Below are 24,369 nucleotides of genomic sequence, written 5' to 3' on the forward strand. Positions count from 1 at the left end.
GCCCCGACCGTAGCCCGGCCGCACGCTCCCGCACGCCCGGGCGACGCGTCAGGCCACCGGCTCGTACACGAAGCGCTCGACGCGCACGACGGACGCGCTCGGGCGGCCCTCGCTCGTCGCGTGCACGCCGAGCCAGAGCCCGAGGAACCCGCCCGCGGCGGCGCTGTCGAGCGTGCGCCCGTCGACCGTCGCGACGTCCACGACCGGCCCGTCGGCGGGCCCGGCGACGAGCCCGTAGTCCTGCCCGCGCACGCGCAGCCCGACGACGACCGGCTCCCCGGGGGCGGCGGTCACCGTCGTCTCCCCGACCACCGCGTCCGTGCCGCCGCGCCGGTGCACGGCGACGACGCGTCGCTCGTCGCCCGGGCCGCCGTCGACGAGGAGCCGCACGTGGTCGTCCTCGGACTGGCGCACGACGACGCCCGCGCGCTCCCCCGCCGCGGCCGGGACCTGCACGGTGACCGTCACGTCGACGTCGCGGTGCTGCTGGCGCACGCCGAGGAACGCGGGCGTGCCCGGCTCGGCGAGCGTCGTCGGGCGCACCGGGAGGTCCCAGCCCTCGCCCGCCGGGGTCGCGACGTCGCGCGGCAGGGCGCGCACCGCCGTCCAGCGCGGGTCGTCGGGGCGGACGACGCCGCTCGCCCCGCCCTGGACCGCCGTCCGGGGCGCCGGGCTCGCGAACGGGACCTCGACGGCGTCGGGCACGCGGCCCTCGCCGGGCGCGAGGACGGGCCAGCCGTCCTCCCACACGACGGGGACGAGGAACGTCTCGCGGCCGAGCGGGTAGTGGTAGCCGCCGTAGACGCGCATCGCGAGCAGGACGGCCCACCACGAGCCGTCGGGCGCCTCGACGAGGTCGGCGTGGCCCACGCCGACGACGTCCACCCCGCGCCCGAGGTGCCGGTGCGTCAGGACGGGGTTGGCCTTGTTGCCCTCGTACGGCCCCGTGACCGACGACGCGCGCGCGACGGACACCGCGTGGTGGAAGTCCGTCCCGCCCTCGGCCGCGAGCAGGTAGTACGTGCCGTCGACCTTGTACAGGTGCGGCCCCTCGGCCCAGACGGCGCCGCGCACGGCCCCCGTCCACACGACGTGCTCGGGGCCCACGAGCGTGCACGTCGCGGGGTCGAGCTCGCGCACCCACACCTCGGTCTGGTGGAACCACTCCGGCTCGGGCGCGAGACGCGTGCCGTGCAGCCAGACGCGGCCGTCGTCGTCGAAGAAGATCGACGGGTCGATCCCCGCGACCCGCTCGCCGTCCTCGTCGCGCAGCCACACCGGGTCGGACCACGGCCCGGCCGGGTCGGTCGCCGTCATGACGAAGTTGCCGCCGCGGGTGTCGTCGTCCGGGTCCACGAGCGTGCACACGAGCCAGAACGTGCCGTCGTGGTGGCGCAGCGTCGGGGCGAACAGGCCGCCAGACGACCGGATGCCGTCGTAGTCGAGCTGCCCCGACCGGTCGACGACGTCCCCCACGTGCTCCCACGTCGCGAGGTCGCGGCTGCGCAGCACCGGCAGGCCGGGCAGGTACTCGAACGTCGAGGTGACGAGGTAGAAGTCGTCGCCGACGCGGCACACCGACGGGTCGGGGTTGCACCCGGGCAGCACCGGGTTCTGGACGCGCGTCATGCGCGCTCCCCCGCCTCGACGCGCGCGGACACCTCGACGGCGACGAGCCGCTCGTCCGCGGCCGTGACCTCGTGCAGGGGACCCGTGACGGCGATCGTCGCGCGCGCGGTCGCCGCGCCCGGCACCACGTGCCTCGCGGTCGGCGCGGACTCGTTGACGATCGCGCCGCCGGTCGTCGACCCGAGGTCGCCCGCTCCGGGGGCGGAGTCGACGGCCGCCGCGTGCGCGCCGACCCAGACCTCGACGTCGCCCGGCTCGACCACGCGCACGAGGCGGCGGTCGGAGAACGCGAGGCGCGTCGTCGGGACGCGGAACGTCACGCGGCGCGACTCGCCCGGAGCGAGGTCGACGCGCGCGTACCCGAGGAGCTGCGCGACGGGCCGCGGCACGGAGCCCACGACGTCGCGCGCGTACAGCTGCACGACGTCCGCCCCGGCCACCGCGCCCGTGTTGGTCACGGTGACCGCGGCGCGGAACGTCCCGCCCGCCGCCACGGCCGCGTCGACCTCGAGGTCCGCGTACGCGAACCGCGTGTACGACAGCCCGAACCCGAACGGCCGCACCGGCGTCGGGTCGGTGGACGTCACGTCGGACGGCCCGCCGAGCACCGGGTGGAGGTAGGAGTAGGGCTGCGCGCCGCCCGCGCGGGGCAGCGACACGGGCAGGCGGCCCGAGGGGTTCACCGCGCCGACGAGCACGTCCGCGACGGCGCGCCCGCCCTCCTCCCCGGGGAAGAAGCCCTGCACGACGGCGGCCGGGACGCCGCCGCGCGACGACCCCGCGTCGAGGGCCCAGCCGATCGCGTAGGGGCGGCCGGTGAGCAGCACGAGCACGACCGGCGTGCCCGTCGCGACGACCTCCTCGACGAGCCGTCGCTGCACCCCCGGCAGCTCGAGCGACTCGACGTCGTTGCCCTCGCCGACGGTGCCGCGCCCGAACAGCCCGGCCTCGTCGCCCACGACGACGACCGCGACGTCCGCGTCCCGCGCGGCGTCGACCGCGGCCGGGATCTCCGTGACGTCGTCGCCCTCGACCGCGCACCCGCGCACGTACGTGACGTCGGTGCCCGCCCCGGCGAGCGCGTCGCGCAGCGACTCGAGCACCGTCGGCAGCTCGATGCCCGCCGGGGTGCCCGGGTGGTGCGCGAGCACGTGGTTGACGAACGAGTAGCAGCCCATGAGCGCCTCGGCCGAGTCGGCGTCCGGCCCGACCACGGCGACGCGCCGCGGGGCGGCCGGCGCGCCGTCGGCCCCGGGCCGCACGAGCGGGAGCACGCCGTCGTTCGCGAGCAGCACGAGCGACTCCTGCGCGAGGCGGCGCGCGGTCGCGCGCTGGCGCGGGGTGTCGAGGTCGACGGCGGTCGGCGGCTCGTCGGCGTAGGCGCCGGGGTCGAGCAGGCCGAGCTCCTCCTTCTGGGTGAGCAGGCGCAGCACGGCGCGGTCGACCCACGCCTCGTCGAGCGCCCCAGACCGCACTCGCTCGGCGAGCGGCGCGAGGTAGGCGTCGCCCGTCGGCAGCTCGACGTCCAGGCCGGCCCGGAGCGCCTGCGCCGCCGCCTCCCCGCGGTCGGCCGCCACGCGGTGCATCACCTCGAGGAACGCGACGCCGAAGTAGTCGGCGACGACGACGCCGTCGAACCCCCAGCGCTCGCGCAGCACCTCGGTGAGGTGCTCGGTGCTGGCGTGCAGCGGCACGCCGTCGACGTCGACGTACGACGCCATGACGGACCGGGCACCGCCGTCGCGCACCGCCATCTCGAACGGCGGGAGGTAGACGTCGGCGAGCTCGCGCGGCCCCGCGCTGACGGGCGCGTGGTTGCGCCCCGCGTGGGAGCCCGAGTACCCGACGAAGTGCTTGAGCGTCGCGTGCACGCCCGCGTCCTGGAGGCCGCGCACGTACGCCGTGCCGACCGTGCCCACGAGGTACGGGTCCTCGCCGACGCACTCGTCGACGCGGCCCCAGCGCGGGTCGCGCACGACGTCGAGCACGGGCGCGAGGCCCTGGTGGACGCCGAGCGTGCGCATCGACTCCCCCACCTCGCGCGCCATCTCCTCGACGAGGTCCGGGTCGAACGACGCGCCCCACGCGAGCGGCGTCGGGTACGTCGCGGCCTGCCACGCGGCGAGACCCGTGAGGCACTCCTCGTGCACGATCGCCGGGATCCCCAGCCGGGTCCCGGTCCGCAGCCGCCGCTGCTCCGCCCACAGCCACGCCGCCCGCTCCGCCGGGTCGACGGGGCGCGTGCCGTACACGCGCGTGTAGTGCCCGATCCCGTGCTGCGTGATCTCCGCGAGCCGGCCGCCGTCGGCCTGGCCGGCCGTCATCTCCGACTGCATCGGGGCGACGGTGCCGTTCTGGTCGAGCCAGTAGCCGACGAGCTGCGCGAGCTTCTCGTCGAGGGTCATGCGCGCGTGGAGCGCGCGCACGCGCTCGGAGACCGTGGGCATCTGCGGGGGTGCGGGGCGCGGGGTCGGCGCGGGGTCGGCGCCCGGGTTCGGGCTGCCGAGGGGTGCCGTCGGGACGGCAGGGACGACGTCGGTCACGGGACCGTTCTCCTTCGGTGGTGGCCCCGTCCCGCGCGCGGCGCGGGACGGGGCAGGGTGCGGACGGGCGTGGTCAGCCCTTCACGGCGCCGGTGAGGCCCCCGACGATGCGCCGCTCGAACAGCGAGAAGAAGACGAGCGCGGGGATCATCGACAGGGAGGTGAAGGCGAGCACGCGGGCGGTGTCCACGGAGTACTGCGACGCGAACGCCTGCACGCCCAGCGGGAGCGTGTACGACGTCTCGTCGTTGAGGATGAAGAGCGGGAGCATGTAGCTGTTCCAGCTCGCGACGAACGCGAGGATCCCCACGGTGATGACGCCCGGCAGGGACAGCGGCACGACCATCCGGAAGAAGAAGCCGAGGCGGCTCGCGCCGTCGATCGACGCGGCCTCCTCGATCTCGCGCGGGATGGCGCGCAGGAACGGCACGAGGATGATGACGGTCGTCGGGAGGGCGAACGCGATCTGCGGGAGCACGAGGCCGCCCACGGAGTTCATCAGCCCGAGCGAGCGGATCATGATGTACAGCGGCGTGATCGCGACCGTCATGGGGAACATCAGGCCCGCCGCGAACAGCGCGTAGAGCGCCCCGCGCCCCACGAACGAGTAGCGGGCGATGACGTAGCTCGCCATGAGGCCGAGCACCACGACGCCGAGCGTCGTGAGGAGCGCCGCGACGAGCGAGTTCCCGAGCTGCTGCCAGAACAGCGAGCTCGACAGGACCTCGACGTAGTTGACGACCTGCCACGGGTCGGGCAGGCCCGACGGGTCGGCCGTGATCTGCGCGTTGGTGCGGAACCCGCCGACGACGATGTACGCGATCGGCGCGAGGCACACGCCCACGAGCAGCCACGCGACCACGTAGGTCAGCGGACCGCCCCGGCCGATGCCGGAGCTGCGGGGCTCCTTCGGGGTCTTGACGCCGGCGGGACGCTCGGGCGCGGGTACGGCGGTGACGGTGGCCATCACTTCTTCCCTTCCGTGATCGCGCCCTCGGTGTCACGGCGCAGGACGTACCGCTGGTACACGAGCGCCACCGCGAGGGAGATGAGGAACAGCACGACCGCGACCGCGCTGCCGTACCCGTAGTTCCCCGCGTTGCGGCCGTTCGCGACCATGTACGTCGCCATGGTCGACGTGCCGGCCGTCGAGGCCACGTACTGGCCCCAGATGATGTAGACGAGGTCGAACAGCTGGAGCGAGCCGATGATCGACAGGAACGCCCAGATGCGGACCGTCGGGCCCAGCAGCGGGAGCGTGACGTAGCGCTGCGCCTTCCAGTACGACGCGCCGTCGATCGCGGCGGCCTCGCCCAGCTCGTCGGGGATGCCCTGGAGGCCCGCGAGGAAGAGGATCACGGCGAAGCCGATGTACTTCCACGTGATGATGAGCAGCAGGGTCCAGATCGCGACGTCGGGGTCGGCGAGCCAGTCGACCGCGAGGAACCCGAGGCCGATCTTCTCCAGCAGGTCGTTCACGGCGCCGGTCGTCGAGAGCATGAGGCTGAACCCCGTGCCGACGATCACCTCGGACACCACGTACGGCACGAACACCAGCACGCGGACCACCGAGCGGCCGCGCATGCGCCGGTTGAGCATGAGCGCGACGACCACCGCGACCGGGCCCTGGAGCACGAGCGACATGAGCACGATGAACCCGTTGTGCCGCAGCGCCGCGAGGAACTCGGGGTCCCGGAAGATCGTGAGGTAGTTCTCGAACCCCACGAAGTCCGTCGGCGGGCCGAAGCCCTTCCACTTGAAGAACCCGTAGTACGCCGCCATCAGCACGGGCACGATGACGAACGTGAGGAAGACGACGAGCGCCGGCCCGGCGAGCACCGCGATCTCGGCTCGCTGGCCCCAGCGGCCGCGGCGCGGGCGGCGGGCCCGCGCCGCGGCGGCCGGGGGCGGCCCCGCCACGGCGCCGGCGCCGCCCCCGGCCCGGTCCTCGGGCGTCGTCGTGCTCGGCGAGGTCTCGCCCTGGGACACGGTCATGGCTCCGGTTACTCCTTGGCCGCTGCGGCGTTCGTCGTGTCGACGATGTCCTGCGGCGTGCCCTTGCCGGCGAGCAGGTTGACCACGGAGGTGTTGAGCGCGTTGCCGACGTTCTGCCCGAACAGCGTGTCCAGCCACACGGTGACGTACGGCGCCTCGTTGTAGGCCTCGAGGATCGAGACGAGCGCGGGCTCCGTCACGACGCCCTGCGCCTCCTTGCTCGCGGGCAGGGTGTGGAACGCGGTGGCGTACGCCTCCTGCGACTCCTTCGACATGATGAAGTTGAGGAACTCCGCGCACTCGGCGGGAGCCTGGGCCGAGCAGGAGAACCCGTCGACGCCGCCCATCATGGCGCCGGGCTCGCCGTCACCGCCCTCGACGGCCGGGAACGGGAACCACTGCAGGTCCGCGAGCGGCTTCTCGTCCGGCGTGAGCGACGCGATGACGCCGGGGTTCCACGCGCCCATGAGCTCCATCGCGGCCTGGTGGTTGGCGATCAGGCCCGCGGACGAGCCCGCGCCCTGCTGCGCGGAGGTCGTGAGGTAGCCCTGGTTGAAGGGCTCCGTCTCGGCGAACGCCTGGAGGTCCTCGCCGGCCTTGAGCCAGCACGGGTCGTCGAAGCTGCGCTCGCTCGCCGCCGTGTTGATGGTGTCCTGCGAGCACTCGCGCAGCGCGAAGAAGTAGTACCAGTGCGCGGCCGGCCACGCGTCCTTCGCGCCGAGCGCGATCGGCGCGACGCCCGCGGTCTTGAGCTGGTCGACGACGCCCTCGAGCTCGCTGATCGTCGTCGGGTTCGCCGTCACGCCGGCCTGCGAGAACAGGTCCTCGCTGTAGTAGACGCCGCCCGGGAGGATCGAGACCGGCATCCCGTAGACCTTGCCGTCGACCGTGAAGGCGCTGAGCGCCGCGTCGCCCACGGCCTCGCGCGTGGTGTCGTCGATCGCGTCGGTGAGGTCCATCGCCTGGCCTGCCTCCACGACGTCGGCCAGCTTGCCGCCGCCGCGGGCCATGAAGATGTCGGGCGCGTCGCCCGAGTTGAGGGCCGTCTGGAGCTTGCCGTCCATGTCCTCGTTCTGGATGGCCTGGATCTCGATCGTGACGCCGGGGTTCGCCTCCTCGAACGCCGCGACCGTCTCCTCCCAGTAGGCCTTGCCCTCACCGGTCGTGGAGTTGTGCCAGAAGGTCATCGAGACCGAGCCGTCGTCCGAGCCGGAGTCGCCTCCGCCTCCGCAGGCCGTGAGCACGAGCGTGCCCGCCAGGGCGACGGCGGTCGCCGTCAGGAGCTTCCGAGACTTCATCGTTCCGTCCTCTTCGTCGAGTCGCACCGGGGCGCACGCTGCCTCGAGCGCGCCGGGCCGCCACCGCTGTGGGGCCGCCGGTAGCGACTCTGGCAGGCGCGACCGGGTCGTGTCAATCGATATCGATAACGTTTTACACACGACGTGGCGCGGGCCTCCGGACGCCCTCGCCAGGGGCTACTGTCATCCCCATGCGCTCCACGGGAAGAGTCACGATCGGCGACGTCGCGCGCACCGCCGGCGTCTCCGTCGCGACCGTCTCCAAGGTGATCAACGGTCGCTACGGCGTCGCGCCCGAGACCTCCCGCCACGTCCAGCAGGTCATCGACGACCTCGGGTACGAGTCGTCGATCGTCGCGAGGAGCCTGCGGAGCAGCAAGACCAACGTCATCGGGATCCTCGTCGCCGAGTTCGAGCCGTTCTCGACCGAGCTGCTCAAGGGCATCTCCGAGGCCGTCGACGGGACCGGGTACGAGCTCCTCGCCTACTCCGGCGGCCTGCGCCGCGACGACCGCGTCGGCTGGGAGCAGCGCTCCCTGTCCCGCCTCGGTGGCACCCTCATCGACGGCGCCATCCTCGTCACGCCCACCGTCGTCGCGCGCGGCAGCTCGATCCCCGTCGTCGCCGTCGACCCGCACCGCGGCCCGTCCGACCCCCCGACCGTCGACTCCGACAACCTCGCCGGCGGCCGCACCGCGACGCAGCACCTCCTCGACCTCGGCCACCGCCGCATCGGCTTCCTCGCGGGCCGCCCCGACCTCGAGTCCGCGCGCCTGCGCGAGCAGGGGTACCGCGAGGCGCTCGCCGACGCGGGCATCGCCTTCGACCCCGACCTCGTGCGCGTCGGCGGCTACCGCCCCGACCTCGCGGACTCCCCCGCGCACGAGCTCCTCTCGCTCCCCGAGCGACCCACCGCGATCTTCGCCGCCAACGACCTCTCCGCGATCCGCACCATGGAGGTCGCCGCCGAGCTCGGCCTGCGCGTGCCCGACGACGTCTCCGTCATCGGCTTCGACAACGTGCCCGAGTCCGCGCTCACCACCCCGCCCCTGACGACCGTCGACCAGCCCATCCACCGCATGGGCACCGAGGCTCTGCGCCTCATCGTCGACCTCGTCGAGGGCCGGACGCGCGAGCCCCACGTCCGCCTCCCCACGACCCTCGTCGTCCGCGGCACCACCCGCGCCGTCTGACCCATCGGCCCGCAGGACGGCGCCGCCGTCGCGGGCCAGAGCCGTGGCCCCGCGAGGTAGAGCCGAGGTCGCGCGAGGTAGAGCCCTGGTCGGCCGAGGTAGAGCCGAGGTCCCGCCGAGGTAGATCCGTGGTCCCACGGGGTAGAGCCCTGGTCGGCCGAGGTAGAGCCGCGGTGCCTCGGCGTAGAGCCGAGGTCACGCCCGACGCCGCGGGCTCGCCGCGGGCGTCCAGGCTGACCGTGCCCGACGTCGGGGGCACCCGGGGCGGGCCAGGTCGCCCGTCGGGACCGGGGGCGGGCCGACCAGGCCATCCCGGCAGCCCGAGCAGGCGGTTCCGGCGCGTCCGTCGGCCAGGACGCGCCCGATCCACCTGCTCGGCACGACGGCGGTCGGTCCGCACCCGGCGACCGTGGCGCCGCCGCGGGAGGTCGCCCGCGCGGTTCCCGCCTGCGAGAACACGAAAGGCGGGGCGACCCCCGCCGTCGGCCCGGCGACCAGGGCTCTACCTCGCGGGACCACGGCTCTACCTCGCGGGACGACGGCCCTGCCCCGCGAAGCCAAGGCCCTACCTCGGCGGGGCGGCGGTGTTGGAATCCTGGGGGCCTCGGCGCCGTTATGTCACCAGTACCACTGTCGACAGACCTTGAGGAGGTCAGGTGGCCCGCCTCGCACGCCGCGTCCAGGTCGAGAACGACTTCGGCGAGATCATGCACTACGACCGTCACACCGGCGGCGGCTTCGTGTCGCCCCACGCCCGCGTCCCCGAGTCCGTGCCCGTCGGGTGGGGCACCTACGTCGAGAAGGGCGCCGTGGTGGGCCACGGCTGCCGGCTCGGCGACGGCACCTGGATCGACCGGGACGTCGTCCTCGGCCGCGACGTCCGCGTCGGCGACAACGTCCGCATCGCCCCCGAGGCGCGCGTCGGCGACCGTGCCCGGGTGGGCAGCGGCGCGCGCGTCGGACGCCGGGTGCTCGTGGAGGCCGGCGCCGTCGTCCCGCCGGACGAGATCGTGCCCGACGACGCGACCGTCCGCCGCCGGGGCGGCCTGCGCTCCGGGTACGACGTCGCGGCGTAGCCCACCCCCGTCCGCCGCGCGGCGCGACCGCCCCCGCGCGGCGCGCCGGGCGGACGCCTTCCCGCGTCGCCCGCCGGGTGCGTAGCCTTACCGCCCGTGACCTTCCCGCCGCACGGCCCGGCCGTCCCCCCGCCCCAGCAGCCGCCGCACCCGCTGGGTCCGGCGGGAGCCGCCGTCCCGCTCGACCCGCGCGCCGTGCTCGAGGGCCGACCGCCGGGCCGCGCGCGCGTCGGCGTCATCGTGACGATCGCCGTCGCGAGCCTGTGCCTGCTCGTGGGCCTCGTGCTCGCGGCGCTGTCCGGGGTGGGCACGTTCACGGTCGGGCTGCTGCTCGCGCTCGTGCCGCTGGGCATCTGGGTGCCGGTCGTGCTCGCGCTCGACCGCCTCGAGCCCGAGCCGCCGAGCGCGCTCGTCGTCGCGTTCCTGTGGGGCGCGGGGATCGCGACGCTCGTCGCGGGGATCCTCAACACGCTCGGCCTGGAGCTGCTCACCGCGCCGCTGTTCGGCGAGGAGGTCGGCTGGTACGTCGTCGCGTCGTTCGGGGCGCCGTTCGTGGAGGAGATCCTCAAGGGCGCGGTGCTGTTCGGGATGCTCTGGTTCCGGCGCCACGAGATCGACGGCTGGACCGACGGCGTGATCTACGCCGCGATGGTCGCCCTCGGGTTCGCGGCGGTCGAGAACGTCACGTACTTCATCATGGCCGCGCAGGACGGCACGCTCGGCCCGACGTTCGTGCTGCGCGCGATCGTCACCCCCCTCCTGCACCCGCTGTGCACGGCGCTCACGGGCCTCGGCGTCGCGAGCGCGGCCACGAGCCCGCCCGGGCCGCGCCGCGTGCTCGCGCCGCTCGGCGGTCTCGCCGCGGCCATCGCCCTGCACATGCTGTGGAACGCCTCGACCGGCTTCGGCCCGCTCGCGCTCGGGGTCGCGTACCTCGCCGGGCTCGGGGTGCTGGTCACGCTGGTCGTCCTGCTCGTCCGGGACCGACGCCGCACGGTCGCGACGATCCAGCGCCAGCTCGTGCCGTACGTCCCGACGGGCCTGGTCACGCCCGCCGACCTCGCGATGCTGTCGACGCTCGCCGCGCGCCGCCAGGCGCGCGACTGGGCGCGCCGCACCGGTGGCGCGGGGGCCGCGCACGCGATGCGCGACTACCAGCAGGCGGCGACGGAGCTCGCGCTGCTCCACGACCGGGTCGAGCGCGGCGCCGTCGAGGCGTGGCGCGTCGAGGGGCAGCGGCGCGCGCTGCTGCAGCTCATGCTCACGGCGCGCCAGGCGTTCCTCGTGCGGGCCCCGCAGCCGCCGCCGGCCCCGTGGTCGCCGGGCGCGCCGTCGGGGTTCACGTCCGGCGCGTGGGCGCCGGGACCGGGCCTGCGGTAGCGGGCCGCTCGCCGCGTCGCGGGGGCGTGCGGATGACGAGCACCGCGTCGACGGGCGCCCCGTCGAGCGCCCGGTAGGAGTGCTCGGCGTCCGACACCCAGCGCAGCTCGTCGCCCACGGTCACCACGGCCTCCGCGCCGCGGCGCCCCGCGCGCACGCGACCGGCCGTCACGAGCAGGTGCTCGACGACGCCCGGCCCGTGCGGCGGCGACGTGCGGTCCGCGGAGGGCTCGAGGTGCAGGTGGTAGACCTCGACGGCGGTGCCGTCGGGCAGGTGGTGGGCGTCGAGGAGGCGGGCCCGGACGCCCTCGGACGACACCTCCGAGCCCGGTCGCTCGGCGAGGAGCGTCGCGAGCGGGACGCCGAGCGCCCCGGCGAGCGCGTAGAGCGTCGCGAGCGTGGGGTTGCGCGCGCCGTGCTCGATCTCGGAGAGCGAGCCCTTCCCGACGCCCGCCGCCGCCGCGAGCGCCGACAGCGACAGCCCACGCTCGGCCCGCAGCGCCCGGATCTGGGCGGCGACCGCGGCGAGCGTCTCGTCCCCGCGGCGGTCCGACGGCGCGGGGGCACCACCGCCGCCCGGGCCGTCGTCCGGCCCTGTGCTCGCCCCCGCGCTCGCTCCTGCGCCCGTTCCTGTGCCCGCTCTCGCGCTCGCCTGCGCTCCCCCGTCGCTCACGCGCGGCAGCCTACCGGCCGTGACCCAGGCCACTCTGGTAGCGTTCCGCAAACAGAACGGCTCGGCACGTCCGCTGGAGCAGCATGGAACCCGACCCGGAGCGCCTGCGCCCCGTCCTCGCCGGGCTCGTCACGGCCCTCGTCGGCTTCACGAGCTCGTTCGCCGTCGTGCTCGCCGGCCTGCGCGCCGTCGGCGCCACGCCCGACCAGGCCGCGTCCGGGCTCCTCGCCCTGTGCGTGACGCAGGCCGTCGGCATCCTCTGGCTGACGACGCGCCACCGCACCCCGCTCACGCTCGCCTGGTCCACGCCCGGGGCCGCGCTGCTCGTCAGCACGGGCGCGGTCGCGGGCGGCTGGCCCGCCGCGGTCGGCGCGTTCTGCGTCGTCGGCGGGCTCGTGCTGCTCACCGCGCTCTGGCCGCGCCTCGGCGACCTCGTCGCCGCGATCCCCACCCCGATCGCCCAGGCGATGCTCGCGGGCGTGCTGCTCACGCTGTGCCTCGCGCCCGTCCGCGCGTTCGTCACGACGCCGTTGCCCGTCGCGCCCGTCGTGCTCACGTGGCTCGTGCTGCTGCGGGTCGCGCCGCGCTGGGCCGCGCCGGCGGCGCTCGCGGTCACGCTGGCGATCGTCGGGTACGAGGCCGTGGGGAGCGGCACCCTTGCCTGGGCCGACGCCGTCCCCCGCCTCGACCTCACCGTCCCGACGCTGTCGTGGCAGGCGGTCGTCGGGCTCGCCGCGCCGCTCTACGTCGTGACGATGGCGTCGCAGAACGTCCCCGGCGTCGCGGTGATGGCCTCGTTCGGCTACCGCGTGCCGTGGCGCGAGACCATGACCGTCACCGGCCTCGCGACGCTCGCGGGCGCCACCGCGGGCGGGCACGCGATCAACCTCGCGGCGATCTCCGCCGCGCTCGCCGCGGGCCCCGAGGCGCACCCCGACCCCCGACGGCGCTGGGTCGCCGCCCACACCGCGGGCTGGGCCTACCTCGTGCTCGCCGTCGGCTCGGCCGGCCTCGCCGCGCTGGTCGCGGCCGCACCCGACGGGCTCGTCGAGGCGGCCGCCGGGCTCGCGCTCGTCGCGACGCTCGGCGCCGCCGTCGCGGGCGCGGTCGCCGAGCCGCGGGGCCGCGAGGCGGCCGTCGTGACGTTCCTCGTCGCCGCGAGCGGGACGGTCGTCGCGGGCATCGGCGCTGCCTTCTGGGCCGTGCTCGCGGGCCTCGCCGTCCACGCGGTCCTCACGCTGCGCCGTCGGGCGCCCACCCCGGGGTAGAGCCCCGGTAGCCCCAGGTAGAGGCGTGGTAGCGCGAGGTAGAGGCGTGGTCGTTGACCACGCCTCTACCTCGGCGGACCGGGGCTCTACCTCGGCGGGACGACGGCGGGCGCGGGCTCGTCCGTCGGGTGCGGCCCGAGGACGGGCAGGTTGTCGCGGAAGACGTTCGTCGGGTCCACGCGGCGCTTGACCTCGCGCAGCCGCTCCAGGGTCGCGGGCGGGAACGCGTCCGTCACGCGCTCGGTGCGCAGGTCGGTGTCGAAGCTGAGGTACATCCCGTCGAACACGTCGGCGAGCGCGTCCCAGCGCGCGTCGAGACGAGACCGGCTCGCCCCCATCGCGACGACCGAGAAGTTCGCGGACCGGTGCGCGTACGCCGTCGCGTCGGCGGGCACGTCCGACGCCGCACCGCCCGTCGAGCGGATCTGGAAGAAGTACGTGTCCCCGCTCGCGACGAGGCCCGCGAGACGCGCCGACGCCTCGGGCGTGAGGTGCTCCAGCAGCCCGGACCGCGACACGGGCTCGCCCTGCCCCCCGTGCGGGCCGGGCGGGGGCGCCGAGACGACGGCGTCGTACGGCACGATCTGCGCCGTCGCCCGGGCGAGCAGCGGGGAGATCGCCGCGAACGGCTGGAGCCGCGCGAGGACGGTTTCCGGGTCGTCGGAGTCGACCATCGTCATGGACTGCGCGACGAGGGGCTGCCCCGGCCGCGGCCGCCCCACGATGAGGAAGCTCGTCGTGTCCCGCGGCGAGGCCTCCACCGTGGCACCCCAGCGCTCGAGGAACCTGGCGAGGTCCGACGCGTCGTGCACCATCTGCGCGAACCCCACCGCCGACACCTCGTCCGCGACGAGCTCGAACGACGTGACGATCCCGACCTGCGCCCCGGCGCCGCGCACGGCCCAGAACAGGTCCGTGTTCTCGTCGTCGCTCGCGCGCACGACCGAGCCGTCCGCGAGGACGACCTCGACCGCGCGCACGTGGTCGATCGTCAGGCCGTGGGCCCGGCCGAGGAAGCCGATGCCGCCCGCGGTCGCGAGACCGCCCACCCCGACGCCGCCGGAGTCGCCCGACGTGATCGCCCAGCCGCGCGGCGCGAGCGCCGCCGCGACGCCGCCCCACCGCGCGCCGGGGCCGACGCGCACGAGGCGCGCGGCGTCGTCGAGCACCTCCACCTGGTCGAGCGCGGCGAGGTCGAGGACGATGCCGCCGTCGTTCGTCGAGCGCCCGCTGATCCCGTGCCCGCCCGAGCGGACGGACAGCGGCACCCGGCGCGTCACCGGCTGGGCGCGCGCGAAGGCGAGCGCCTCGACGACCTCCGCGGTGTCGCGCGGGCGCAGCACGAGGCCCGGCGAGCCGCCGCGAAGGTAGTTCGAGCGCACGCCCGCGTACGCGGCGTCGCCCGGCTCGACGGCGCGCTCCACGAGCGAGGCGGGGACGTCGTCGTAGGCGATGCCGTCACGACGCGCGGCCCGCACGGCGAGCGGCACGACGCGCGACGTGTCGGTGCCCCGCTCCGCGCGCGCGGCGTCGACGGCGTCGCGCAGCGCGGGCGCGACCTCGTCCGCGAACCGGCGGGTGGTGCGCTCGTCGTCGGTCGCGAGGATCAGCGTGGAGACGCCCTCGTCGAGGACGAGCGGCAGGAGCCGCTCGACCCAGGCTGCGGGCGGGCCGGAGAGGTCGGGGGCGCCCCCGAGGCCGGACGCCTCCGGGACCGCGTCGAACGTGCCCGACACGTTGAGCAGCCGCGTCACCTCGCGCGGGTCGCGCCCGACGGCGGCCGCCGCCTCGTCGATGCGCGCGTTGCCCGCGCGCAGCCCGTCGAGGCCCACGCGGCCCAGCGACGGGAGCCAGCCGTCGGCCTTCTCCCCCACCAGGCGCAGCATCCGCGGGCCGAGCGCGCCCAGCCACAGCGGGATGCGGCGCGTGGTGCCCGGGCCGGGCGTCGCGCCGTCGAGCCGGTGGTGCCGGCCGGGGACGAACAGCTCGCCATCGCCGTCCTCGCCCCAGATCGCCCGGATGACCTCGATCGCCTCGGCGAGCGCGTCGACGGACTCCCCCGGCGTGAGCCGGCGCGTGCCCATCGCCTCCATCGCGTCCCAGAAGGCCCCCGCCCCGAGGGCGAGCTCGACGCGCCCGTCGGAGAGCAGGTCGAGGCTCGCCGCCGCGCGCGCCAGGACGGCAGGCGGGCGCATCGGGACGTTGACGACGTCGGGCGCGACGTGGATGCGCTCCGTCGCAGACGCGACGTACGACAGCAGCGTCCACGTGTCGAGGAAGCGCGGCTGGTACGGGTGATCCTGGAACGTCACGAGGTCGTAGCCGGCGTCCTCCGCGACGCGGGCGAGCCCGACCGTCGCCTCCGGGTCCTGCGCCGACGGCGTGACGAACGTGCCGAACCGGAGCGGGTGGCCGTAGTCGGTCATGCGTTGGCCCCGCCGTCGGCCGGTGCGACCGGTGCCGGGCCGTCGGTCGTGCCGCGCGCCGCCGCGACGAGCTCGCGCGCCGCGGGCGCGACCTCCTGGCCCACGACGGCGAGCGTCGTCGGGTCGTCCCCGCCGACGATCCACGTGGACACGCCGTGCTCGAACGTCACCTCGGCGACCTGCTCGGCCCACTGCCGGGGCGACCCCTGGAGGAACCCGGCGCCGCCGTCGGCGGTGAACCGGCCGCCGACGTTGAGCAGGCGGCGCACCGCGCTCGGGTCGCGGCCCGCCTCCTGGGCGGCGGCGTCGATCGTCGCGTTGCCCTGCGCGAGCGCCTCGAAGCTCTGCAGGTACGCGAGCGACGGCAGCCAGCCGTCGGCCTGCGCGCCGACGAGGCGCAGCATGCGGGGCTTGAGGGCCCCGACCCAGATCTCGACGTCGTGCGCGGGGGCGGGGCCCCGCTTGGCGCCGTCGACGTGGTGGTACGAGCCGCCCACCTCCAGGCGTTCGCGCGTCGTCGTGTCCCACAGCCCGCGGATGACGTCGATGCCCTCGGAGAGCGCGTCGACGGACTGCCCCGGCGTGAGGCGCTCGCCGCCCATCGCGACGATCGGGTCCCAGAACCCGCCCGCGCCCAGGCCGAGCTCGACGCGCCCGCCCGACAGCCGGTCGAGGCTCGCGACGGCGCGCGCCAGCACGGCCGGCGGGCGCAGCGGCAGGTTGAGCACGTTGCCCGCGAGGCGGATGCGCTCGGTGCGCGCCGCGACCCACGACAGCAGGGTCCAGGTGTCGAGGAACGCCGCCTGGTACGGGTGGTCCTGGAAGGTCACGAGGTCCAGGCCGACCTCCTCGGACAGCTGCGCGAGCGCGACCGCCTGCTGGGGCGCCGCGGCGGTGGGCGTGACGAAGGACCCGAAGCGCAGGTCGTGGCCGTAGTCGGGCATGGCTCCTCGCGATCTCAAGATACGTTGTTGAGCAGAACATATCGAGAACAGATAGGTGGTGCAACCGCATTCCCGCGGTACCCTGAGCGGATGAGCACGAGCGCGACGACCGCCGCACCCACCGGCCCGGCCGAGCTCCCCGGCCGCCTCGAGGACCTCGGCTGGCACCTCGGCGTCCTGCTGCGCGCCTACCGCGCGACCGTCGAGCAGGCGCTCGACGACGTCCCGCACGGCACGCGCGGCTACCAGGTCCTCGTGACCGTGGCGCAGGGCGACCACCCCACGCAGCTTGCGCTCGCCGAGCACCACGGCATCGACCGCACCGTCATGACGTATCTCGTCGACGACCTCGTCGCGTCCGGCCTCGTCGAGCGACAGCAGAACCCCGCGGACCGGCGCGCGCGCCGCGTCGTCGCGACGCCCGAGGGCCGCCGTCGTCTCGCCGGGTGGGCCGCCGCCGTGCACGACGCCGAGGAGGACCTCCTCGACATGCTCTCGCCCGACGAGCGCGGCACGTTCCGCACCCTCATGCGCCGCGTCGCGTGCGACCTCCGCGACATCGACGCCAGCACCGACCCGTGCGCCGTCGCCGAGCACACCCTCGGCACCACCACCCCGCCCAGGTAGAGGCGGGGCCCGCCGAGGTAGAGCCAGGGTCAGCCGAGGTAGAGCCGTGGTGCGCCGCGCGCGCAACCACGGCTCTACCTCGGCTGGCCACGGCTCTACCTCGCGCGCGACCACGGCTCTACCTCGCGCGACCGGGGCTCTACCTCGCGCAACCACGGCTCTACCTCGCGTGACCGCGGCTCTACCTCGCGTGACCGGGGCTCTACCTCGCGGGGGCGAGGACTACCTCGGGAGGGGGTCCGCGGCGGTCGGTGACGCGTCGGCGTCGGCGAGGGCGGCGTCGGTGCCCTCGGGGTCCCGGCCGCGCAGCGGGTAGAGCCAGAAGCACACGAAGGCCAGGGCGGCGATGAGGACGGGGACGCCACCGAGCAGGAGGCGCACGCCCGTCGCGACGCTCTCCGGCTGCACGACGTCGCCCGTTCCCTCGACGTACCCGCTCGCGGAGAGCACGGCCGCGACGAGGACGGCCTGCACGATCACGGACCCGCGCACGACGAACCCGTTGGCCCCGAAGTACATGCCCTCGCGGCGCAGGCCGGTGCGGCGCTCGTCGTCGTCGATGACCTGCGCGAGCGCGACCTCGAGCACCTGCATGAGCCCGGCCACGCCCACGCCGACGGCCAGGCCCGCGAGCGCGGCGCCCAGCACGGTGGTCGGCACGAGGTAGAGGCACGTCGCGAGCCCGTACACGGCGACGACCCACAGCATCGTGGAGCGCGGGCCGATGCGGCGCACGACCCACGACCACCCGACGATCGCCGGGATGGCGGCGACGAAGATCGGCGCGAGGAGGAACGTCGCGTCGGCCTCCGCCCCGCCGAGCACGTAGCGCACGTAGAACGGCACGGCGGCGAGCACGATCGCGGTGGTGCTCTGCAGCAGCAGCGACCCGAGCACGTAGGTGACGAACGCCCGGTTCGCGAACGTGTAGCGCAGCTGGGCGCCGAGCCCGACGGCGGCCTCGCGCTCGCGCACCGCCGCGACGTCGACGGGGCGCTCGACCATGCCGGCGAGGGACCACGCGAAGAACGCGAGACTCACGACGGCGAGGAGCAGCGCCATCCACGTCCACCCGAGCGTCCCGTACAGCAGCGGGGCGCCGGCGGTGCCGAGGATCATGCCGACGAGGCCGAAGATCTGGCGCGGCGCGTTCCCGCGGGCGCGCTCCGCCGTCGTGCGGAAGATCTCGGGGAACAACGCCGAGACGTTGAGCACGACGACGACGTACGCGACGTCGTACACGGCCACGACGACGAGGAACCACACGACGAGCCCGGTGGGGCTCAGCGCGGGCGGCGTCCACACGAGCGCGAACGCGACGACGAGCGGCACGACGCCCAGCCCGATCCACGGCACGCGACGGCCCCAGCGGGTGCGTCGCCGGTCGGAGGCCGCGCCGACGAGCGGGTTGAGCACCGCGTTGAGGACGCCGTGCGCGACCATCGCGCCCGCGACCCAGCCGGCGGGCACGCCGAGGTGGTCGACGTAGAAGTAGACGACGAACGCGGAGAACGTCTGGAGCAGCAGGTTCGCGGGGAACGCGGACGCGCCGTAGGCGACGGTCTGCGCGCGCGTGGCCGCGCCGACGAGGCGGCGGTCGCGCACGCGGGCGAGCAGCCCCCCGCTCGGCACCGTGCCCGACGGCGTCCCGGACGGCGCGCTCATCGCTCGCCCCGCTGGACCGCGCGCAGGTCGCGCCAGCCGACGCGGACGAGGCCCTCCTCGGCGACCACGGCCGCGACGGCCGGGTCAGCGAGGAGGCGGTGCTCGAACCCGCGCTTCGGCGCGGCGTAGTCGGCGACGTCGCCGAGCTCGTCGTCGTCGAGCATGGGGTGCAGGTAGATCTCGGTGACGCCGGCCGGCACGCGGCGCAGCAGGTCGAGGAAGCCGTCGCGGACGTCCTCGTAGCCCTCCGCGTCGTCCGTGCCCTCGCCCGCGAGCTCGAACGGGTGCGTCCACAGGCGGTCGACGAGCACGACGCCGAGCGCGTCGGCCGCCGCGGTCGCCTCGTCGAGGAGCGGCTGGAAGTCGCCGGGCGGCAGGAGCATCCCGTCGGTCGTGCGCGGCAGGCGGAACGGCAGCCCGTGCCGGGCCGCTAGCTCGAACACCTGCGGCAGGAACGAGCGTCCCGTCTCGAGCCCGTAGACCGAGCCCATGTGGTTGTCCAGGTGCGAGACGTCGACCCCGGCGGCGAGCGCGGCGTCGAGCTGCGCCGCGAGCTCGGCCGCGACGTCCTCGGCGCGTGCCTGCTGCTCGACGGCGCGGACGTCGCGCGGGAAGTACCCCGCAGCGTCGACGAGCGACGTCCCGGCACCCGTGAGGGGCCGCCACCGGTAGCGCGTCCACTCGCTCGTGAGCACGAGGTGGACGCCGACGTCGACGGGGTGGGCCGCGGCGAACGCGAGCGCGTCCGGCGCCCAGCCGCACGGCACCATGACGGTCGCGGAGTCGAGGTGCCCCGCGAGGAGCAGCTCCGAGATCGCGCGGTTCGCGGCCCGGCACATGCCGTAGTCGTCGGCGTTGAGGATCACGGCGCGCGCGTCGTCCGCGAGGCCCAGCCGGGACACCAGGTCCGACGGCGGGCCGCCCGGCTCGGTCACGACGCGGCCTCCGCGCGCTCGTCGCCGGCGTCCTCGCCCTCGACCGGCGCGGAGTGGGCCGCGGCGGCGCGGAACACCTCGTCGCGCAGCGCGTCGCTCGCGGACCGGGCCGCACCCACGACGACGGCGTCGCTCGTGAGCTCGGACGGGACGACCCGCACGGGCAGCACGGCCAGCTTCTCGCCGAGGAACCGCTGCACGCGCTCGGCGATCGGCGGGCGTGCGGCGTGGTTGGTGAGCACGAAGAGCTCCGGCTCGACGACGAGCGCGACCGCCGCCGCCACGACGCCGATGCGCTCCGCGACCTCGTCGAGCACGTCGCACGACGCGCCGTCGCCGTGCTCGGCGCGGTCCACGAGGTCCTTGACGGCGATGTCGTCCGGGAGGCCGTTCTCCTTCGCGATGGCCGCGATCGACGACGCCCCGAGCGTCTCCGAGCCGAGCGACCGGCCGGGGTGCGGGAGGAAGGACACCTCGCCCGCGCCGCCCGCCGCGCCGCGGTGCAGGCGACCGTCGAGGACGAGTCCGGCCCCGAAGCCGTCGCCGAGCCCCAGCACGACGAAGGTCCGGACCCCCGCCGCGACGCCGTCGCGCTGCTCCGCGAGCGCCGCGAGGTTGAGGTCGTTCTCGAGCGTCACCGGGCAGCCGAGCGCGTCGACGAGCGCGTCGTGGAGGTCCGTGCCGCCCTTCTCGAAGCCCGGCACCCGGCGGATCGTCGCGTGGTCCGGGCTGACGATCGACGGCACCGCCGCGACGGCGCGCGTCACCTCGACGCGCGCGCCCTCGGGCAGCCGGGCCTCGACGTCGGTCACGCACGCGCGGGCCAGCTCGGCGGCGGCGCGGGCGCGCGCCGTCGGGGTCGGCCTGACGTCGCGCCGCTCGGCGCGGGCACGGATCGCTCCCGTGACGTCGACGAGCGCGACCCGCACGCGGTCGCGCGCGACGTCGATCCCCAGCCCGAACGCGTAGTCCGGGTCGACCCGGTACAGCGTCGCGGCCGGGCCGCGACGGTCCCGGTCGAGCCCTGCCTCCGTGACGACGCCCGTCGCCTCGAGCGCGCGCAGGGTCTGCGCGACGGTCGTCTTCGACAGGCCGGTCGCCGCGACGACGTCGGGCCGGGCGACCTGCGCGCCGGTGCCGAGCACGTCGAGCACGGCGCGCGCGTTGAGGGTGCGCAGGAGGGCGGGGGTTCCGGCGGGAGTGGTGTCCATCTGGTCTCCGTCGAGCAGTGGGTGGTCGAGCAGACATGTCCGGGCCGAGCAGGTAGGGCGGGAAGTTCCCTACCCGCCGGAGACTAACCGCGCTGCCTGTGGTTGTCGACGGCGGCCCCTCGCTCCCACCCTGTACCGTGACGTGGTGATCCGCCGAGCCCTCGCCCGCGCCTTCTGGGCGACCAGCCGGTGGCGGCTGCGCTCGCAGCCGTACGACACGAGCCGGCCCACGCTCCTCGTCGGCGCCCCGCACACGTCGAACTGGGACTTCGTGCTCATGCTCGCGATCGCGTGGAGCACCGGCATCCACGTGCGCTGGCTGGGCAAGCACACGCTGTTCGCCGGTCCCGCGGGCCCGGTCATGCGCGCGCTGGGCGGCATCCCCGTCGACCGGCGCGACCCGAGCCGGGTCGTGGCGGACGTCGTCGGCCGCCTCCAGGCGAGCGAGGTCTTCTCGCTCGTCGTCACGCCCGAGGGCACGCGCGGCGCCGGGTCGTACTGGAAGTCGGGCTTCTACCGGATCGCGCGCGAGGCGCACCTGCCGGTCACGCTCGGCTACGTGGACCGCACCACGATGACGACGGGCCTCGGCCCGACGATCGACCTCACCGGTGACGTCCGCGCCGACATGGACGTCGTGCGCGCGTTCTACGCCGACAAGTCCGGCCTCCGGCCCGCGCTGCGCACCGAGCCGCGGCTGCGCGAGGAGGACGCGCCCGCCTGACGGGCCGCGACCCCGGCACGCGCTCTCGCACGCGCCCCCATGCCGGGTCCGTGGGGCGTCCAGCACCCTCGTTCTCGGACGCTCGTCCAGGTCGGGCCACCGTCTCGTCCGGCGTCCCGGCGCCCTACGTAGTCCCCACACTTTTCACCCGCCGGACGGATGCCCGAGGCACCTCGCGAGGGGGTCCCGCACCCCGGTCCAGCCGCACGAAGACGCCCTCCGCAGGACGTCGCGTACGGGACATCCCGTACTCCGGAGCGGCCCTGCGTAGGCGTTGGAGCCTCGTCCTCCACCTGCTTACGGTCCCCCTCGTCACGGTCGACGGTGCGGGCTCCGCACGACGTCGGCCCTCCCCGACCTAGGAAGCGAGTCCCCCGATGAAGCGACTCCGCGCGGCGCTCCTCGCCGCCGTCGTGGGCGCGACCGCGATCATCGCCCCGATCGCGATCGCCCCCAGCGCCTCGGCGCACGGCTGGATCACCTCTCCCCCCAGCCGGCAGGACAACTGCGCGAAGGGCACCACGTCCTTCGACTGCGGTTCCATCAAGTACGAGCCGCAGTCCGTCGAGGCCCCCAAGGGCTCGATGAAGTGCTCCGGCGGCAGCGGCTACGCGATCCTCGACGACGCGAGCAAGCCCTGGCCCCGCACGACCACGGGCCGCGACGTGACGTTCCAGTGGAACCTCACGGCAAACCACGCCACGAGCGTGTGGGAGTACTTCGTCGACGGCCAGCTCTTCGCGACGTTCGACGGCGGCGGCGTCCAGCCCCCCAAGAACATCTCGCACACCCTCAAGGGCCTGCCGCTCGGCAACCACACGATCCTCGCGCGCTGGAACGTGTCGAACACGGTCAACGCGTTCTACAACTGCGTCGACCTGACCGTCACGGCCGACGGCACCAACCCCGGCGGCGGCACGCCCGAGCCGGGCACCCCGGGCGGCGGCACCCCCGGCGGCGGCACGCCGGGCACCTGCGCGGACCCGGCGTGGGCCGCGACGTCGACCTACACGGGCGGCGCGAAGGTCTCCTACGCGGGCAACGTGTACGAGGCGAAGTGGTGGACGCAGAACAACGTCCCGGGCTCCGAGGCATGGGGTCCGTGGAAGCTGATCGGCGCCTGCTGACCTGCTGAACCCCGCGACGGCGGGTGGTCTCGTCCGACGGGCGGGACCACCCGCCGTCGTGCGTCGCCGACCCGGCGACGAGGGCGCGCCCGGCGCGCGTACGCGGAAGCACGTACGGGCTTTGCCCAATTGTCCGGCTCTCCGCCCGTTTCGTAGCGTCGAGGTGCCCGATCCGAGAAGCGGCCCGCGAGGAAGCGCGCCGCAGGACCCATGCACCACCGGATGGAGAGCGAGACATCTCATGCGAAGACTGAGAGCGGTACTCCTGGCAGCCGTCGTCGGCGCGGTCGCGATCATCGCGCCCGTGGCCGTCGCGCCGAGCGCGAGCGCCCACGGCTGGATCACGTCGCCGCCGAGCCGGCAGGACCACTGCGCGAAGGGCACGACGTCCTTCGACTGCGGCTCGATCAAGTACGAGCCCCAGTCCGTCGAGGCGCCCAAGGGCTCGATGCAGTGTTCGGGCGGCAGCGGCTTCAGCATCCTCGACGACTCGAGCAAGCCCTGGCCCCGCACGCAGACCGGCACGTCGGTCACGTTCCAGTGGAAGCTCACCGCGGCGCACAACACGAGCACGTGGGAGTACTTCGTCGACGGCGTGCTGTTCAAGACGTTCAACCAGAACGGCGCGCAGCCGCCCAGCAACATCTCCCACACCCTGACGGGCCTGCCCGAGGGCAACCACACGATCCTCGCGCGCTGGAACGTGTCGAACACGGTCAACGCGTTCTACAACTGCGTCGACCTGAAGATCGGCAGCGGCGGGACCGACCCGGGCAACCCCGGGAACCCCGGCAACCCCGGGAACCCGGGCAACCCCGGCACGTGCACGGCTCCCGCCTGGTCGGCGAGCGCCGCCTACGTCGGCGGGGCGAACGTCTCCTACTCCGGCCGCAACTACCAGGCCAAGTGGTGGACGACGGGCGAGAACCCGTCGCAGAGCGGCCAGTGGGGCGTCTGGAAGGACCTCGGAGCCTGCTGACCTGTTGATCCCGGGAGCGATCCCGACAGCACTGCCGACGGCCGGCGGACGCGTGCTCGCACGCGACCGTCGGCCGTCCTGCGCGTCGGGCGTGCGGGGCCGCACGGGGCGCGGTCGCGCGGGTCGGCGGCAGCCCGAGGTCAGCCCCGGCCCCGCAGCCGGTCGAGGTCGCGGCGCTCGCGCTTCGTGGGGCGCCCGGCACCGCGGTCGCGGACCGCGACACGCACGGTGAGCTCACGCGGCGGCGGGGGTGGGCTCTGGTCGTCGACGGCCGTCGCGGCGAGGGTCGCGGACACCCGCTTCACGAGCACCTTCTCGACGACGAGGATCCGCTCGACCGGACCGCCCCGCACGACGACGCGGTCCTTGACCTTCACGCTCGTCGCGGGCTTCGCGCGCTCGCCGTTGACGCGCACGTGCCCCGCCTTCACGGCGGCCGTCGCCTGCGAGCGGCTCTTGAACACGCGGACGGCCCACAGCCAGCTGTCGACGCGCGCGCTCGTCGCCTCGGTCGTCACCACCCTCCGAGCCTACGAGACCGCGCAGGGCGCGGCGCCGGCGGGGTCGCCGCACCCCGGCAGACCGCCGTCGGCGTGCGAGGTCCGGGCGCCCGTGCCACGGTGGTGTCAGGCCATTCGGGGCAAGAGTCCTTTTGGCCGGATCTGTCCCTACGGGA

20 protein-coding genes are annotated in these 24,369 nt (G+C 75.0%); 8 read left to right on the plus strand and 12 right to left on the minus strand.

Going from position 1 to position 24,369, the window contains the following annotated elements; all coding sequences use genetic code 11:
- Nucleotides 1–48: 48 nt before the first annotated feature.
- From MT994_RS00070 to MT994_RS00090, 5 genes are all read right to left on the minus strand, one after another.
- Complete coding sequence (locus MT994_RS00070) at nt 49–1,629, minus strand: family 43 glycosylhydrolase (RefSeq protein ID WP_354804550.1); 1,581 nt, start codon at nt 1,627–1,629, stop codon at nt 49–51.
- Nucleotides 1,626–4,076, minus strand: a complete 2,451-nt coding sequence (locus MT994_RS00075; protein ID WP_354805082.1) for a glycoside hydrolase family 3 N-terminal domain-containing protein — start codon at nt 4,074–4,076, stop codon at nt 1,626–1,628. The genes MT994_RS00070 and MT994_RS00075 overlap by 4 nt, the downstream gene beginning before the upstream one ends.
- 169 nt (nt 4,077–4,245) lie before the next feature.
- Nucleotides 4,246–5,139 (minus strand): carbohydrate ABC transporter permease, encoded by an 894-nt coding sequence (locus tag MT994_RS00080; RefSeq protein WP_354804551.1) that lies wholly within the window; start codon nt 5,137–5,139, stop codon nt 4,246–4,248.
- Entirely contained in the window at nt 5,139–6,167 is a 1,029-nt protein-coding gene (locus MT994_RS00085; protein WP_074803268.1) for a sugar ABC transporter permease, read from the minus strand. Before MT994_RS00085 ends, MT994_RS00080 begins: the two co-directional genes overlap by 1 nt.
- Nucleotides 6,168–6,175: 8 nt before the next feature.
- On the minus strand, nt 6,176–7,465 hold the full coding sequence (locus tag MT994_RS00090; protein ID WP_061269356.1) for an extracellular solute-binding protein: 1,290 nt from the start codon (nt 7,463–7,465) through the stop codon (nt 6,176–6,178).
- 191 nt (nt 7,466–7,656) lie between these two features.
- Here MT994_RS00090 and MT994_RS00095 point away from each other — a divergent pair, with 191 nt between their 5' ends.
- The 3 genes from MT994_RS00095 to MT994_RS00105 all read left to right on the plus strand — a co-directional run bounded on the left by MT994_RS00095 (nt 7,657) and on the right by MT994_RS00105 (nt 11,114).
- Nucleotides 7,657–8,658 (plus strand): LacI family DNA-binding transcriptional regulator, encoded by a 1,002-nt coding sequence (locus MT994_RS00095; RefSeq protein WP_061269357.1) that lies wholly within the window; start codon nt 7,657–7,659, stop codon nt 8,656–8,658.
- Between the two features lie 656 nt (nt 8,659–9,314).
- Nucleotides 9,315–9,734 carry a hypothetical protein gene (locus MT994_RS00100; RefSeq protein WP_034652356.1) on the plus strand — a complete coding sequence of 140 codons (420 nt, stop codon included), beginning with the start codon at nt 9,315–9,317 and terminating at the stop codon, nt 9,732–9,734.
- A gap of 96 nt (nt 9,735–9,830) precedes the next feature.
- A complete protein-coding gene (locus MT994_RS00105; protein WP_228485085.1) occupies nt 9,831–11,114 on the plus strand; it encodes a PrsW family intramembrane metalloprotease in 1,284 nt (427 codons plus the stop codon).
- On the opposite strand, the gene MT994_RS00110 is transcribed toward MT994_RS00105, so the two are convergent.
- The gene (locus MT994_RS00110) at nt 11,074–11,787 is read right to left on the minus strand and encodes a helix-turn-helix transcriptional regulator (RefSeq protein ID WP_354804554.1); all 714 of its coding nucleotides are present in this window, start codon (nt 11,785–11,787) and stop codon (nt 11,074–11,076) included. The two genes, MT994_RS00105 and MT994_RS00110, sit on opposite strands and share 41 nt — an antisense overlap.
- A gap of 83 nt (nt 11,788–11,870) precedes the next feature.
- Between MT994_RS00110 and MT994_RS00115 the strand changes: the two genes are divergently transcribed.
- Nucleotides 11,871–13,055, plus strand: a complete 1,185-nt coding sequence (locus tag MT994_RS00115) for a benzoate/H(+) symporter BenE family transporter (RefSeq protein ID WP_354804555.1) — start codon at nt 11,871–11,873, stop codon at nt 13,053–13,055.
- An 86-nt stretch (nt 13,056–13,141) separates the two neighbouring features.
- Here the strand turns inward: MT994_RS00115 and MT994_RS00120 are convergent, their stop codons facing one another.
- A complete protein-coding gene (locus MT994_RS00120; protein WP_354804556.1) occupies nt 13,142–15,481 on the minus strand; it encodes an LLM class flavin-dependent oxidoreductase in 2,340 nt (779 codons plus the stop codon).
- The gene (locus MT994_RS00125) at nt 15,478–16,425 is read right to left on the minus strand and encodes an LLM class flavin-dependent oxidoreductase (RefSeq protein ID WP_354804557.1); all 948 of its coding nucleotides are present in this window, start codon (nt 16,423–16,425) and stop codon (nt 15,478–15,480) included. Before MT994_RS00125 ends, MT994_RS00120 begins: the two co-directional genes overlap by 4 nt.
- Nucleotides 16,426–16,515: 90 nt before the next feature.
- Here MT994_RS00125 and MT994_RS00130 point away from each other — a divergent pair, with 90 nt between their 5' ends.
- Entirely contained in the window at nt 16,516–17,052 is a 537-nt protein-coding gene (locus tag MT994_RS00130; protein ID WP_354804558.1) for a MarR family winged helix-turn-helix transcriptional regulator, read from the plus strand.
- Between the two features lie 222 nt (nt 17,053–17,274).
- Here the strand turns inward: MT994_RS00130 and MT994_RS00135 are convergent, their stop codons facing one another.
- The 3 genes from MT994_RS00135 to MT994_RS00145 are packed head-to-tail and all read right to left on the minus strand — an operon-like array spanning nt 17,275 to nt 20,863.
- A complete protein-coding gene (locus tag MT994_RS00135) occupies nt 17,275–18,717 on the minus strand; it encodes an MFS transporter (RefSeq protein ID WP_354804559.1) in 1,443 nt (480 codons plus the stop codon).
- Nucleotides 18,714–19,652 (minus strand): ChbG/HpnK family deacetylase, encoded by a 939-nt coding sequence (locus tag MT994_RS00140; protein ID WP_051027910.1) that lies wholly within the window; start codon nt 19,650–19,652, stop codon nt 18,714–18,716. The genes MT994_RS00135 and MT994_RS00140 overlap by 4 nt, the downstream gene beginning before the upstream one ends.
- Nucleotides 19,649–20,863 carry an ROK family transcriptional regulator gene (locus MT994_RS00145; protein ID WP_354804560.1) on the minus strand — a complete coding sequence of 405 codons (1,215 nt, stop codon included), beginning with the start codon at nt 20,861–20,863 and terminating at the stop codon, nt 19,649–19,651. Before MT994_RS00145 ends, MT994_RS00140 begins: the two co-directional genes overlap by 4 nt.
- A gap of 142 nt (nt 20,864–21,005) precedes the next feature.
- Between MT994_RS00145 and MT994_RS00150 the strand changes: the two genes are divergently transcribed.
- The 3 genes from MT994_RS00150 (at nt 21,006) to MT994_RS00160 (ending at nt 23,693) form a co-directional block, all read left to right on the plus strand.
- Complete coding sequence (locus MT994_RS00150; RefSeq protein ID WP_354804562.1) at nt 21,006–21,587, plus strand: 1-acyl-sn-glycerol-3-phosphate acyltransferase; 582 nt, start codon at nt 21,006–21,008, stop codon at nt 21,585–21,587.
- A gap of 377 nt (nt 21,588–21,964) precedes the next feature.
- Nucleotides 21,965–22,714, plus strand: a complete 750-nt coding sequence (locus MT994_RS00155; RefSeq protein ID WP_043653453.1) for a lytic polysaccharide monooxygenase — start codon at nt 21,965–21,967, stop codon at nt 22,712–22,714.
- Nucleotides 22,715–22,955: 241 nt separating this feature from the next.
- Nucleotides 22,956–23,693 (plus strand): lytic polysaccharide monooxygenase, encoded by a 738-nt coding sequence (locus tag MT994_RS00160; protein ID WP_021483737.1) that lies wholly within the window; start codon nt 22,956–22,958, stop codon nt 23,691–23,693.
- 140 nt (nt 23,694–23,833) lie between these two features.
- Here the strand turns inward: MT994_RS00160 and MT994_RS00165 are convergent, their stop codons facing one another.
- The gene (locus MT994_RS00165) at nt 23,834–24,211 is read right to left on the minus strand and encodes a S4 domain-containing protein (RefSeq protein WP_034651673.1); all 378 of its coding nucleotides are present in this window, start codon (nt 24,209–24,211) and stop codon (nt 23,834–23,836) included.
- Nucleotides 24,212–24,369 lie beyond the last annotated feature (158 nt).

It is taken from the genome of Cellulosimicrobium sp. MI9406 (genome assembly GCF_040595865.1).
Taxonomy (GTDB): Bacteria; Actinomycetota; Actinomycetes; order Actinomycetales; family Cellulomonadaceae; genus Cellulosimicrobium; species Cellulosimicrobium funkei.